Annotated in this window: 12 protein-coding genes; all 12 read left to right on the forward strand. The window is 65.6% G+C overall.

The window, feature by feature from the left end; all coding sequences use genetic code 11:
• Positions 1-59: 59 nt before the first annotated feature.
• Positions 60-212, forward strand: coding sequence for a DUF6496 domain-containing protein (locus tag B0G57_RS31345; RefSeq protein ID WP_018443759.1), 153 nt, complete (start codon positions 60-62; stop codon positions 210-212).
• Between the two features lie 148 nt (positions 213-360).
• Positions 361-699: a nucleotidyltransferase domain-containing protein gene (locus tag B0G57_RS12835; RefSeq protein WP_020566548.1), complete on the forward strand. Its 339-nt coding sequence runs from the start codon at positions 361-363 to the stop codon at positions 697-699.
• Positions 700-715: 16 nt separating this feature from the next.
• Positions 716-1,303 carry a phosphonate degradation HD-domain oxygenase gene (locus tag B0G57_RS12840; RefSeq protein ID WP_018443761.1) on the forward strand — a complete coding sequence of 196 codons (588 nt, stop codon included), beginning with the start codon at positions 716-718 and terminating at the stop codon, positions 1,301-1,303.
• 205 nt (positions 1,304-1,508) lie between these two features.
• Entirely contained in the window at positions 1,509-3,092 is a 1,584-nt protein-coding gene (locus tag B0G57_RS12845) for an FGGY-family carbohydrate kinase (RefSeq protein WP_018443762.1), read from the forward strand.
• 127 nt (positions 3,093-3,219) lie between these two features.
• Positions 3,220-4,224, forward strand: a complete 1,005-nt coding sequence (deoC, locus tag B0G57_RS12850) for a deoxyribose-phosphate aldolase (protein WP_018443763.1) — start codon at positions 3,220-3,222, stop codon at positions 4,222-4,224.
• Positions 4,225-4,239: 15 nt separating this feature from the next.
• Positions 4,240-6,624: an aldehyde dehydrogenase family protein gene (locus tag B0G57_RS12855; RefSeq protein WP_018443764.1), complete on the forward strand. Its 2,385-nt coding sequence runs from the start codon at positions 4,240-4,242 to the stop codon at positions 6,622-6,624.
• 102 nt (positions 6,625-6,726) lie between these two features.
• Entirely contained in the window at positions 6,727-7,212 is a 486-nt protein-coding gene (locus tag B0G57_RS12860; protein WP_018443765.1) for an RbsD/FucU family protein, read from the forward strand.
• Complete coding sequence (gene rbsK / locus B0G57_RS12865; RefSeq protein ID WP_018443766.1) at positions 7,209-8,153, forward strand: ribokinase; 945 nt, start codon at positions 7,209-7,211, stop codon at positions 8,151-8,153. The genes B0G57_RS12860 and rbsK overlap by 4 nt, the downstream gene beginning before the upstream one ends.
• Before the next feature lie 34 nt (positions 8,154-8,187).
• Positions 8,188-9,237, forward strand: a complete 1,050-nt coding sequence (locus tag B0G57_RS12870; RefSeq protein ID WP_018443767.1) for an ABC transporter permease — start codon at positions 8,188-8,190, stop codon at positions 9,235-9,237.
• Between the two features lie 93 nt (positions 9,238-9,330).
• Entirely contained in the window at positions 9,331-10,332 is a 1,002-nt protein-coding gene (locus tag B0G57_RS12875; protein ID WP_018443768.1) for an autoinducer 2 ABC transporter substrate-binding protein, read from the forward strand.
• A gap of 94 nt (positions 10,333-10,426) precedes the next feature.
• On the forward strand, positions 10,427-11,974 hold the full coding sequence (locus B0G57_RS12880) for a sugar ABC transporter ATP-binding protein (protein WP_026230243.1): 1,548 nt from the start codon (positions 10,427-10,429) through the stop codon (positions 11,972-11,974).
• Positions 11,971-13,011, forward strand: a complete 1,041-nt coding sequence (locus tag B0G57_RS12885; RefSeq protein WP_051090130.1) for an ABC transporter permease — start codon at positions 11,971-11,973, stop codon at positions 13,009-13,011. The genes B0G57_RS12880 and B0G57_RS12885 overlap by 4 nt, the downstream gene beginning before the upstream one ends.
• The last annotated feature ends 8 nt before the right edge of the window (positions 13,012-13,019 follow it).

Here is a 13,019-nt window from a genome sequence, read left to right on the forward strand (position 1 = left end):
GATTCATCAGTACACCGAACTAACGGTGAACGAATCCGCAACTACCACAGGAGAGGACCATGCCACTGCGAAAAGGTACATCTCGTGAGGACGTCTCGAAGAACGTCAAGACCGAAATGAAACACGGCAAGTCGCAAAAGCAGTCCGTTGCGATCGCCCTCAATCAGGCGCGCAAGCACGGCGCGAAGATTCCGAAGAAGCACGAGCGGTAGGGCGACTAAAGCGACAACCAGGGCGGCGTTGGCCCGCAGGCTCGGCCGTGCACGCGGGCACGGTGAATCTTTGACGGGCTGGCTGCCGCCCCCGCGCCGTTGCTATGATTGCATCCAGCTAGACTCCGCAAGACAGTTGGATGCCGCGATGAACCACATTGATCATGAAACGGAAGATGCCGTTCGGCGCTTTCTCGAGCTGATCGCCGACCGATACGATACGGCCGGCGCGTTCTTGTACGGCAGCCGCGCACGCGGGACTCATCATCGCGACAGTGATGCAGACGTCGCGGTTCTGCTTCGAGGCGAACACCAACGTTATCTGGGGACGGCGTTGGCTATGGCGGATATCGCTTTCGACGTCTTGCTCGAAACCGGCGTCAACATTTCGCCACTCCCTGTCTGGCTCGATGAATGGGAGCACCCGGAGCAGTATTCCAATCCCGCGTTGCTGCGCAATATCGCCAACGAGGGGGTTCGACTGTGAGCAATTGGGGTGACGTGTGGCTTTAAGCCTCGACGATATTCGCGCCTTGTTCCAACAGCACGGCGACATTTCATACAGCGGCGAACCCGTCACGCAGCTTCAGCATGCGCTTCAGTGCGCCACGTGCGCCGAGCGCGAGAACGCAGGCGACGCGCTCGTCGCGGCCGCTTTGCTGCACGATCTCGGTCATCTGCTGAACCTGCAGGGCGACACGCCCACCGCGCACGGCATCGACGACATGCACCAATACTTCGCGCTGCCGTTTCTGCGCCCCGTGTTGCCTGACAGCGTGCTCGAGCCGATCCGCCTCCATGTCGATGCAAAGCGCTATCTCTGCGCTGTCGACGACGGCTATTACGAGCGGCTCTCTGCTGACTCCAAGCGCAGCCTGGAACTACAGGGCGGCGTGTTCAGCCGAGAGGACGCCGAGGCTTTTTCTCGCAAGCCGTATGCGTCCGACGCCGTACGTCTGCGGCAATGGGACGACGCCGCGAAGGACGCCTCGATCGTCACTCCTGACCTAGAGCATTTTCTCGCCGCGGTTACACGCGTCATGAAACCCGCGCACGGCGAACAAGCCTCGACCGGCGCGACCGCCGTGTGAGTCCCGCCGCTCGACGCTGGACATCCCCGATGCCGCCACTTGCCCGAGCGGCGACGTCTTCTCCGAGCGCTATCCGATCGGCATCGGTCGAGGCAGTCGCGCGCCGCGGTTGCACGCGCGAAGCCATCGTCCTATAAACGCACTAGTCCGTCCGCGCGGCGAAGCGGTCGCCGGCCTCGAAATACAACCACTCGGAGACAACGTGATGAACTACGTCATCGGCATCGATATCGGCACGCAAAGCACGAAGGCGATACTCGCCGATGAGAACGGAACGATCATTGCGCAGCATGCGCAAAGCTACCGGCCCGATACGCCGCGGCCATTGTGGGCCGAGCAATGGCCGAGCGTATGGTTCGATGCCGTCGTGAACTGCATCGCGTCCTGCACGCGCGACGCGCGCGCCAAGGACGTCGAGGCCCGCGACATCAAGGCGCTCGCGATCAGCAGTCTCTACGGCGGCTCCGGCATTCCCGTCGACGACGAAATGCGTCCGCTTCACCCGTGCCTCATCTGGATGGATCGGCGCGCGACAGCCGAAGTCGAATGGGTGCGCCGCAACGTCGACATGGAGCGGCTTCTCGCGATCACAGGCAATGGCGTCGATAGCTACTATGGCTTCACCAAGATGCTCTGGCTGCGCGAGCACGAGCCCGACGTCTGGGCCAAGACGCGCTATTTCCTGCCGCCGAACGCTTACGTCGCCTATCGGCTGACCGGCGAGGTAGCCGTCGACCACAGTTCAGCGGGCAACATCGGCGGCATCTATGACGTGGCCGCGCGCCGCTGGTCCGACGAAGCCCTCGCGATGCTCGGCATTCCAGCCGCCATGCTGCCGCAGCGGCTCGTCGAGTCGTCTGAGGTCGTCGCCGGGCTGCTTCCGCAATGGGCGGACGAGCTCGGCCTCGAAGCAGGCATGCCGATCGTCGCGGGTGGCGTCGACGCGGCCATCGCGACGCTCGCCGCCGGCGTCTCCCGCGCCGGTCAACACGTTGCGATGATCGGCACAAGCATGTGTTGGGGCTATATCAACCAAAGCGTCGACGCGCGGCACGGGCTCGTCAGCATGCCGTACGTCGTCAACGGGCGCCGCGATCTCTACGTGTTTGGTGGCGCGAGCTGCGCGGGTGCCTGCGTGGCCTGGTACCGCGATCAGTTTTGCCAGGCCGAAGTCGAAGCGGCCAAGGCCGCCAAGGAGGCCGGCAGCCTCGCGCCCGGCGACGCTCATGTGCTGCTGGAGCGAGCCGCCGCCGAGGTGCCGGCGGGCTGCGGCGGCGTGGTGTTTCTGCCGTACTTGATGGGCGAGCGCAGCCCGATCTGGGATGCGCAGGCGAGCGGCGCGTTCGTCGGTCTCAATCTCGTCCATACACGCGCGCATCTCTATCGCGCCGTGCTGGAGGGCGTCGCCTTCGCGCTGCAGCACAATATCGAGGCAGGCCGGCGCGGCGCGGGCGCCCTCGACGAACGGCTCATCGTCGTCGGCGGCGCGGCCCACTCGGATCTTTGGATGCAAATCATCGCCGACGTGACGGGATACCCGGTCTTTACGATCGAGCAGGAAGTCGAGGCGGCGATGGGGGCGGCACTGTTGGCGGCGATCGGCTCAGGGCTCGCCGACGAGGTGGCGGCCACCCGCGGCTGGGTGACGCTGCGCGAGCATGCGCGCCCCGACCCTGCCCGCCGTGCGATCTACGCGCGGCAGTTCGAGGTCTACAAGGGGCTCTATCCCGCGTTGCAGGCCTCGATGCATCGATTGCGTACCGATGACGCCGACAAGACCGATCGGTAGAGATGATCGTAACAACCTATTGTCACGATCATATCGGCTGCGCTAGGATGGGTGCCAGTTAGCGCTCGGCTTTCCCTCGCATTGCGAAAGCGGCGAGCGCTTTTCGCTGATCGAGGCCCCCATTCCTATGTCCGAAGCTCCCTCGAACTCCGTCGTCGCGCTGCGTCAGGCGCCGCTCGTGCACGCGGCGCGAAACGCGGGCGTTCCATTCGACGCCGGATGGTTCGATACGTTGCGCGTCAACCATTCGGCCGTCGAGCGGCGCACCGCCACCCTCGGCACGCGCCGCTCGGTCAAGAAGGATGCGCAAGCGGCCTGGCTGCTGAAGGCCGTCACCTGCATCGATCTCACGACGCTGAACGGCGACGATACGGAAGGCCGCGTGCGCCGCTTGTGCGCGAAGGCGCGCCGGCCCGTTCGCGAAGACATTCTCGAGGCGCTAGGCATGGCCGGCGCGCCGATAGCAACGGGTGCGGTCTGCGTCTATCACCGGTTCGTCGCCGCGGCGGTCGATGCGCTCGCGGGCAGCGGCATTCCCGTGGCGGCCGTCTCGACCGGTTTCCCGGCCGGCCTGACGCCGCATCCCCTGAAGCTGAAGGAAATCGAAGCATCGGTGGCGGACGGCGCCGCGGAGATCGATATCGTCGTCACGCGCGAGCACATCCTGACCGGCAACTGGCGCGCGCTTTACGACGAGGTGCGCGATTTTCGCGCGGCTTGCGGCCCGGCGCACGTGAAAGCGATCCTCGCCACGGGCGACATTCGCACCCTTTCGAACGTGGCAAGAGCTTCGATGATCTGCATGATGGCCGGCGCCGACTTCATCAAAACCTCGACGGGCAAAGAAGGCGTGAACGCGACGCTCGACGTGTCGCTCGTCATGGTGCGCGCGATTCGCGAGTATCGCGAGCGCACGGGCGCGATGGTCGGCTTCAAGCCGGCCGGCGGCGTCTCCACGGCGAAGGCCGCGCTTGCCTACCAGATCCTGATGAAAGAAGAGCTCGGCCGTCCGTGGCTCGAGCCGGCGCTCTTTCGCATCGGCGCCTCGAGCCTTTTGGCCGATATCGAACGGCAACTCGAGCATCACGTGAGCGGTCGTTACTCCGCTTTCCACCGACACCCCGCAGCCTGACCGAGCCGATTTCCGATGAGCGTAGCCGAGTATTTTTCTTCGATGGAGTACGGTCCCGCCCCTGAGGCCGACCAGCCTGTGCGCGAGTGGCTCGCGCGTCACGGCGAGGGATTCGGCCATTTCATCGGCGGCGCCTGGCGCGCGCCGGCCGCCGGGACGTTCTTCGACGTCATCGCGCCGGCCACGGGCGAAACGCTCGCGCGCGTCGCGCAGGGCGATGCCGCCGACGTCGAGGCGGCTGTCGCGGCGGCGCGCGCGGCGCAGCCAGCGTGGCATGCGCTTGGCGGCCCCGGGCGTGCGCGGCATCTTTACGCGCTAGCGCGGATGGTTCAGCGGCACAGCCGCCTCTTCGCGGTGCTCGAGGCACTCGACAATGGCAAGCCGATCCGCGAGACGCGCGATATCGACGTGCCGCTCGTCGCGCGTCACTTTCTTCACCACGCCGGGTGGGCTCAGCTGCAGGAGAGCGAATTTTCCGAATGGGCGCCGCTCGGCGTGATCGGGCAGATCGTGCCGTGGAACTTCCCGCTGCTGATGCTGGCGTGGAAGATCGCACCGGCCATCGCGCTCGGCAATTGCGTCGTACTGAAGCCCGCCGAGTACACGCCGCTTACCGCGCTGCTCTTCGCCGAGCTCGCGCAGCGCGCGGGGTTGCCCGATGGCGTGCTCAACATCTTGACCGGCGACGGCCGGACCGGCGCGGCACTCGTCGATCACCGGGGCGTCGACAAGATCGCGTTCACGGGCTCGACGGAAGTCGGCCGGCAGATCCGCGCGGCGACGGCGGGATCGGGCAAGTCGCTCACGCTCGAGCTCGGCGGTAAGTCCCCTTTCATCGTCTTCGACGATGCGGATCTCGATTCGGCCGTCGAGGGCGTCGTCGACGCGATCTGGTTCAACCAGGGGCAAGTCTGTTGCGCGGGCTCGCGGCTGCTCGTGCAGGAAGGCGTCGAAGCGCAATTCATCGAGAAGCTGAAGCGCCGCATGGCGACGCTGCGCGTCGGTCATTCGCTCGACAAGGGCATCGACATGGCGGCGATCGTCGACCCGGTGCAGCTCGCGCGCATCGAATCGCTCGTCGAGACGGGGCGGGCTGAAGGCTGCACGATCTGGCAACCGCGCGAAGTCGCGCTGCCCGAGCGCGGCTCGTTCTATCCGCCCACGCTCGTCACGGATGTGGCGCCGGCCTCGACGCTCGCACAAGAGGAAATCTTCGGACCGGTGCTCGCGGCGATGAGCTTTCGCACGCCCGAGGAGGCGGTCGCGCTCGCGAACAATACGCGCTATGGGCTCGCGGCCAGCATCTGGAGCGAGACGATCGGCCGCGCGCTCGACATTGCCCCCCGGCTCGCCTGCGGCGTGGTCTGGGTCAACGCGACGAATCTTTTCGATGCGGCGGTCGGGTTCGGCGGCTATCGCGAATCGGGCTACGGGCGCGAGGGCGGGCGTGAGGGCGTCTACGAATACCTGAAGCCGCAGGCATGGAGCAAGCTGCCGCTGCGTACGCCGAGGCGGGCCGATGAAGCCGGTCATGTCGACGACGGTTCGCGCATCGAGAGAATCGACAGGACTGCCAAGCTTTTCATCGGCGGCAAGCAGGTCCGGCCCGACAGCGGCTACTCGCGGGCCGTCCTTACGCCGGGCGGCGAGCTCGTCGGCGAAGTCGGCGACGGCAACCGCAAGGATGTGCGCGATGCCGTGGCCGCCGCGCGCGCGGCGGGCAAGTGGTCGCAGGCGAGCGCGCATGGTCGCGCGCAGGTACTCTACTACCTCGCCGAGAACCTTGCCGCGCGCGCCGATGAATTCACTCGGCAGCTCGCGCGCCGCGCGGGCGTGGTCGCCCTCGACGCGCAACGCGAAGTCGATGCGGCGATCGGGCGGCTTTTCAGCTACGCGGCGTGGGCCGACAAGTTCGACGGCGCGGTGCACGCCCCGCCGCTGCGCGGCGTCGCTTTGGCGATGCACGAGCCCGTCGGCGTGATCGGCATCGCCTGTCCCGACGAAGCGCCGCTTCTCGCTTTCGTCTCGCTCGTTGCGCCCGCGCTTGCGCTAGGCAATCGTGTCGTGGTGTTGCCGAGCGAGGCTTGCCCGCTGATGGCGACCGACTTTTATCAAGTCGTTGAAACGTCGGATGTGCCGGCTGGGGCGCTCAATATCGTCACCGGCTCGCGGAGCGCTTTGTTGCCCGCGCTCGTGAAGCACGACGACGTCGACGCGGTATGGAGCTTCGGGCGTGCCGACGAGTCGACGCTCGTCGAGCGCGAGTCCGTCGGCAATTTGAAGCGGACTTTTGTCGACTACGGACGGCAAATCGACTGGTTCGACCGCTCGAGCGAGGGCCTGCCGTTTTTACGTCAGGCTACCCAAATCAAGAACATTTGGATACCGTACGGCGATTGACCGCTTTCGTTCGCCGGATCGAGACAGAGTTCGATAGGGCGACGCGCCTGACCGGGGCCGCCCGCGGCGCAAAGCGGCACAACATCGAAATGGAGGAGACATATGCTCAAACAACTCGACCCGCTGTTGAATCCCGACATCCTCTATGCGTTGAGCGCGATGGGACATGGCGACGAACTCGTCATCTGCGACGCGAACTTCCCGGCCGATTCGGTCGCGCGCGCGACGACGCTCGGGCGGCTCCTGCGCATGGACGGCGCCGACTCCGCGCGTGCCGTGCGCGCCGTTCTTTCGCTGCTGCCGCTCGACACGTTCGTCGAAGCGCCCGCGATGCGCATGGAAGTGGTGGGCGACCCGAACGCGCTGCCCATCGTTCAGCGCGAGGCCCAGGCCGAAGTGGATGCCGCGGAGGGGCGCGCCGTGCCGTTCGCGCCGATCGAGCGCCACGCGTTCTATGCCCGTGCGCGCAAGGCCTATTGCGTGATCGCTACCGGCGAGCAGCGCGGCTATGGCTGCTTCATCTTCGCGAAGGGCGTGATTCTCGCGCCCGATGCGCCGAGCGGCGGCGCAACGGAGCGGGGACAATGAGCGGGCGCGTCGTCATCCTCGGCATTTACGTCACGGATCTCGCGTTTCGCGCGAATCGCATGCCGCTCATCGGCGAGACGATCGCCGGTTCGGCTTTCGCGCTCGGCCCGGGCGGCAAGGGCTCCAATCAGGCCGTGGCGGCGGCGCGCGCCGGTGCCGAGGTCGTGTTCTGCACGCGGCTCGGCAACGACGCGTTCGGCGAAATCGCCCGCTCGACCTGGCAAGCCGAAGGCATCGTGGCGCGCGCGAAGGTCCTCGACGGTGTGGCGACGGGCGCCGCGCACATCTTTGTCGAGGAAGGAACCGGCCGCAACGCGATCATTGTTGCGGCTGGCGCGGCCGCGACGATGGACGCGAGCGACGCCGACGCGATCGAAGCCGACATCTCGGCCGCCCAGGTCTTCGTGACGCAGCTCGAGCAGCCGGTCGCGGCCGCACGGCGAGGTCTCGAGATCGCGCGCCGCCATGGTGTCGCCACGGTGCTGAACCCGGCGCCCGCGCTGCCGCTTCCCGACGACCTCTTTCCGCTTTGCGACTACATCACGCCGAACGAAACCGAGGCCGCCGCGCTGACGGGCATCGAAATCCGCGATGCAGACGATGCACGGCGCGCGGCCGACGTCCTGCTGGCGAAAGGCGCGGGCGCGGCGATCGTCACGCTCGGGGAGGCCGGCGCGCTACTGCATTCACGTTCGCAATCGGTGCTCGTGCCGGCGTTCCGGTGCGGTACGGTCGTCGAAACGGCAGGGGCCGGGGACGGGTTCACGGGCGGCTTCGCGGCGGCGCTTGCGCGCGGTGCGGAATCCCTCGAAGCGGTGCGCTTCGGCTGCGCGCTCGCCGGCATCTCAGTGACGCGCGCGGGCACCGCGCCTTCCATGCCGCGTTTGGCCGAAGTGCAAGCGTTGCTCGGCAACGCCGCGCCGATGCGTGAAAGCGCGTAACTACCGAGATTGCGATTAGGAGCCCATTGTCGCCATGTGGTCCTCATTGACGCTTCGCCGATGGTTCGCCGATCGGCAATTGAACTTCCTCTTGACCGTCAACCTGGTCGTGGTGCTCGTCGCTGTCTGGTTTTCGCAAGGGCAGTTCGTCGGCATCGACAACCTGCAGTCGATGGGCTCTCAGCTGCCCGAAGTCGGCCTGCTGGCATTCGGCATCATGCTGTCGATGCTGTCGGGCAACGGCGGCATCGATTTGTCGGGCGTCGGGCTCGCGAACCTGTCGGGGATGGTCGCCGCGCTCGTCGTGCCGCGCTTCGTCAACGGCGACGACTCGCCGGTGCTCTATACGTCGCTTTTTTGCGTGATCGTCGTCTGTATGGGGCTCGCAGGCGGCTTTCTGAACGGCATGGTCATCGCGCGGCTGCGCCTCACGCCGATTCTCTGCACGCTCGGCACCCAGCTCGTCTTTACGGGCTTCGCGGTCGCGCTCAGTAATGGCGCGTCCGTTCACATCGACTACATCGAGCCGCTTTCCGACATCGGCAACGGCACGTTCCTCCAGGTGCCGATTTCGTTCGTCATCTACGTTGCCGTGGCGCTGCTGCTGGGCTGGCTGCTCGCGCGCACGCCGTTCGGCTTGCGGCTCTATCTGATGGGCACGAATCAGCGCGCGGCCTTCTATGCGGGCGTGCCCAATGCGCGGATGCTTGTCATCACCTACACGATCTGCGGCGTCCTCGCGTCGGTCGCCGGGCTCATCAGCTCGACCCATACGATGAGCGCGAAGTGGGACTACGGTAACTCGTATCTGCTGATCGCGATCCTGATCGCCGTCATGGGCGGCGTCAACCCGGCGGGCGGGTACGGACGCGTGATCTGCGTTGTCTTCGCCGCGACCGTTCTGCAGTTTCTGTCGAGCCTTTTCAACCTCATGAATCTCTCGCAGTTCTTTCGCGATTGCACATGGGGGTTCCTGCTCCTGCTGTCGCTCGCGTTCGCGGGCGGCGAGCGTGTGCGCGCGATCTTCGGCGTCGGCGGCGTGAAGCCGCCTGCTGCCGCGGGCAAGCGCGAAGGCGGCGGTTAGCGCCGAACAGCATTCGGTAATCGACGAGCGCCAAGCCTCGGGCGCCGCGTCGCGTAACAAGGGGCGTCAAGCGAAAAAAGAAGGAGACACGGCATGAAATTGAATCGATTGAGCCTTGCGCTCGCGGCGTGTGCATTGAGCGCGGGCATCGTCGTGGCCGCGCAGGCGGCGACGAACGAAACGATCGTCACGGTGGTCAAGGTGACCGGTATCAGCTGGTTCAACCGGATGGACGAAGGCGTCAAGGAATTCGCGAAAGCGCAGGGCGTCAACGCTTACCAGACCGGGCCGGGCACGGCCGATGCCGCGCAGCAGTCGCAGATCATCCAGGATTTGATCGCGAAGAAGGTGACCGCGCTTGCCGTCGTCCCGTACGATCCGCCAACGCTCGAGCCCGTCCTCAAGAAGGCGATGGACAAAGGCATCAAGGTCGTCACGCACGAGGCCGACAACGAAAAGAACACGATGGTCGACCTCGAGGCCTTCGATAACTCCGCATACGGTGCCGCGCTGAACGATCGGCTCGCCAGCTGCATGAAGAGCGAAGGCAAGTGGGCGACGCTCGTCGGCTCGCTCGGCAGCCGCTCGCAGGTGCAATGGGCGGACGGCGGCATCGACAACGCGAAGAAAAAGTACCCGAAGATGGAGCTCGTCGAGAAGAATCTCGAGACGAACAACGACGGCGAGCACGCCTATGTCGTCGCCAAGGAGGTGCTGCGCAAGCACCCGGACATCAAGGGTTTCCAGGGCTCGTCATCGCTCGATGTGCTCGGCATCGGCCGCGCCGTCGAGGAAGCCGGCTTGCAAGGCAAGGTCTGCGTCTATGGCACGGGCCTGCCGACCGAAGCGGCCAAGTATCTCGAGAGCGGTGCGATCAACGGCATCGCGTTCTGGGATCCGAAGCTTGCGGGCCTCGCGATGAACAAGATCGCGCAGATGCTGATCGACGGCAAGACCGTCAAGAACGGCGACAATCTCGGACTGCCTGGCTACGAGAGCGTGACCGTCAGCAAGGGACCCGGCAAGGGCATCATCGTACGCGGCAAGGGCTGGGTCAGCGTCGACAAGTCGAACTACAAGCAGTACAACTTCTGATCGGATCGGCGAGAAGCACGGCGCGCGCTCGGACGTCGAGCGCGCGCCCGAGTTCTGTAAAGGTTTGACGCAAACGGTGGACGGTAACTCGACGATGAACGGGGACAAGGCTTCTGAGCCGCTGCTGCAGGTGGTCGGCATCCACAAGCGCTTCACGGGCGTGCATGCGCTGCGCGGCGTCACGCTCGCGTTCGAGCGAGGCCAGATCTATCACCTGCTCGGCGAAAACGGCTGCGGCAAGAGCACGCTGATCAAGATCATTTCGGGTGCGCAGCCGCCCGATGAAGGCGAGCTCGTGATCGAGGGCAGGCATTATGCGCGGCTGACGCCGCTGCAGGCGTTGGATGCCGGTATCGAGACCGTCTATCAGGATCTTTCGCTGCTATGGAACATGAGCGTGACCGAAAACGTCGCGCTCACGCCCGAGCTCGCCGAGCATGGCGGACGCCTCGCGCGGACGCTCGATCGCCGCGTCCTCGCGGCGACCGCCGCGAAGGCGCTCGAATCGGTAGGACTGCCGAGCGATGCCGACTTCCAGGCGACGCTGATCGAGCAGCTGCCGCTTGCCACGCGCCAGCTCGTCGCCATCGCGCGTGCGATCGCGAGCGAGGCGAAGTTCGTCATCATGGATGAGCCGACGACGTCGCTCACGCAAAAGGAAGTCGCGAATCTGATCGAGGTGCTCGGCGCGCTGCGCGCGCAGGGCGTGACGGTGCTGTTCGTCAGCCACAAGCTCGACGAGTGCTATGCGATCGGCGGCGAGGTCGTGGTGTTGCGCGACGGTCAGAAGGTCGCGCAGGGGCCGATTACCGACTACACGAAAGCGCAGCTTTCCGAGCTGATGACGGGGCGGCAGCTATCACAGGAGCGCTATCGCGAAGCGGCTTCGCAAAGCGAGGTCGTCCTCGATGTGCGCGACCTTGCGCGCCGCGGGCAATTCCGCGACATCTCGTTCGCCTTGCATCGCGGTGAGATTCTCGGCGTGACGGGTCTGCTCGACTCCGGCCGCAACGAGCTCGCCCGCGCACTGGCGGGCGTGGCGCCTGCCGATGCGGGGCGCATTACGCTCGAGGGAAAGCCCGTGACGCTGGCGACGCCCGCCGACGCGAAGCGGCACCGGATCGGCTACGTGCCCGAGGATCGCTTGAGCGAAGGCCTTTTTCTCGATAAATCGATTCGCGAGAACGTCATCACGGCGATGATTTCGAGCCTGCGTGACCGCTTCGGCCAGATCGATCGCAAGCGCTCGCGCGCGCTCGCCGAGCGGACGGTGAAGGAGCTGCAGATCGCGACGCCCGACGTCGATCGCGCCGTGCAGTCGCTCTCGGGCGGCAACCAGCAGCGCGTGCTGATCGGGCGCTGGCTCGCGATCGATCCGCATGTGCTGATCCTGCACGGGCCGACCGTCGGCGTCGACGTGGGATCGAAAGACATCATTTATCGCATCGTGCAGCGGCTCTCGCAGCAAGGGATCGGCATCTTGCTGATCAGCGACGACCTGCCCGAGCTTTTGCAGAACTGCGATCGGATTCTGATGATGAAGAAAGGCCGCGTCGTCGGCGAGTATGGCGCCGAAGGGCTCACGGAGGCCGCGTTGTACCGTGCTCTCCTCTCGGACGCACCTCTCTCGGAACCAGCATGATGAATCAATCGACGATGAGCACCCCCAAAGCCATGGATATCGCGCGAGAAGGTCGGCCGCCCGCCTGGCGCGCGAAGCTCGCACGCAATCCGGAATGGTTCACGGTCGCGCTGATCGTGCTGACGTCGATCGTCGTCGCGGTACTCAATCCGCGCTTTCTGCAGTGGGCGACGCTCTTCGACATGCTGCATTCGGCCACGACGACATCGCTTTTCGCGCTCGGCACGCTCGTCGTGCTGGCATCGGGCGGCATCGATGTGTCCTTCACCGCGATCGGCGCGCTGACGATGTATTCGATCACGAAGGCCGTGCTCGTCTGGTGGCCCGATGCGCCGTTCGCGCTGATTCTTTGCACGGGCGCATTAGGCGGCGTACTGCTCGGCGTCGTCAACGGCTTGCTCGTGCATCGGCTCAAGGCGCCTTCGCTGATCGTGACGATCGGCACGCAATATCTCTATCGCGGCATTTTGCTGACGTTCGTCGGGACGACGTTCTTCATGAACATCCCGCACAGCATGGATCGCTTCGGCCGAATTCCGCTCTTTGCCTATCAGACTGCCGACGGACTCCACGCGGTCCTGCCCGTTTCCGTGATCGCGCTCCTCGTCGCGGCGGTCCTCACTTGGTGGCTGCTGAACCGGACAATGATGGGGCGCGCCGTCTATGCGATGGGCGGCAGTCTCGCGATCGCCGAGCGGCTCGGGTACAACCTGCGCGCCGTCCATCTCTTCGTGTTCGGCTATACGGGCCTGCTGGCCGGCATCGCGGGCATCATCCACGTGTCGAACGGGCGGATCGCGAATCCATTCGATCTCGTCGGCTCCGAGCTCGACGTGATCGCGGCCGTCATTCTCGGAGGCGCGCGCATTACGGGCGGGACCGGCACGGTGGTGGGCACGCTGCTCGGCGTCGTGCTCGTCACGCTCATCAACAGCGTGCTGATTCTCGTCGGTGTGCCGAGCACCTGGCAAAAGGTCATCATCGGCGCGTTCATCCTGGTCGCGGGTACGCTCTTCGCGTTGCGCCGGCGCGGCTGATCGCCAAG

Source organism: Trinickia symbiotica, assembly GCF_002934455.1.
In the GTDB taxonomy this organism is placed as follows: Bacteria; Pseudomonadota; Gammaproteobacteria; order Burkholderiales; family Burkholderiaceae; genus Trinickia; species Trinickia symbiotica.

What these genes read in the sequence shown, in the direction of transcription:
- B0G57_RS31345 (WP_018443759.1), top strand. Translation starts at nt 60, where the DNA reads ATGCCACTGCGAAAAGGTACATCTCGTGAGGACGTCTCGAAGAACGTC.
- B0G57_RS12835 (WP_020566548.1), top strand. Translation starts at nt 361, where the DNA reads ATGAACCACATTGATCATGAAACGGAAGATGCCGTTCGGCGCTTTCTC.
- B0G57_RS12845 (WP_018443762.1), top strand. Translation starts at nt 1,509, where the DNA reads ATGAACTACGTCATCGGCATCGATATCGGCACGCAAAGCACGAAGGCG.
- deoC (WP_018443763.1), top strand. Translation starts at nt 3,220, where the DNA reads ATGTCCGAAGCTCCCTCGAACTCCGTCGTCGCGCTGCGTCAGGCGCCG.
- B0G57_RS12855 (WP_018443764.1), top strand. Translation starts at nt 4,240, where the DNA reads ATGAGCGTAGCCGAGTATTTTTCTTCGATGGAGTACGGTCCCGCCCCT.
- B0G57_RS12860 (WP_018443765.1), top strand. Translation starts at nt 6,727, where the DNA reads ATGCTCAAACAACTCGACCCGCTGTTGAATCCCGACATCCTCTATGCG.
- rbsK (WP_018443766.1), top strand. Translation starts at nt 7,209, where the DNA reads ATGAGCGGGCGCGTCGTCATCCTCGGCATTTACGTCACGGATCTCGCG.
- B0G57_RS12870 (WP_018443767.1), top strand. Translation starts at nt 8,188, where the DNA reads ATGTGGTCCTCATTGACGCTTCGCCGATGGTTCGCCGATCGGCAATTG.
- B0G57_RS12875 (WP_018443768.1), top strand. Translation starts at nt 9,331, where the DNA reads ATGAAATTGAATCGATTGAGCCTTGCGCTCGCGGCGTGTGCATTGAGC.
- B0G57_RS12880 (WP_026230243.1), top strand. Translation starts at nt 10,427, where the DNA reads ATGAACGGGGACAAGGCTTCTGAGCCGCTGCTGCAGGTGGTCGGCATC.
- B0G57_RS12885 (WP_051090130.1), top strand. Translation starts at nt 11,971, where the DNA reads ATGATGAATCAATCGACGATGAGCACCCCCAAAGCCATGGATATCGCG.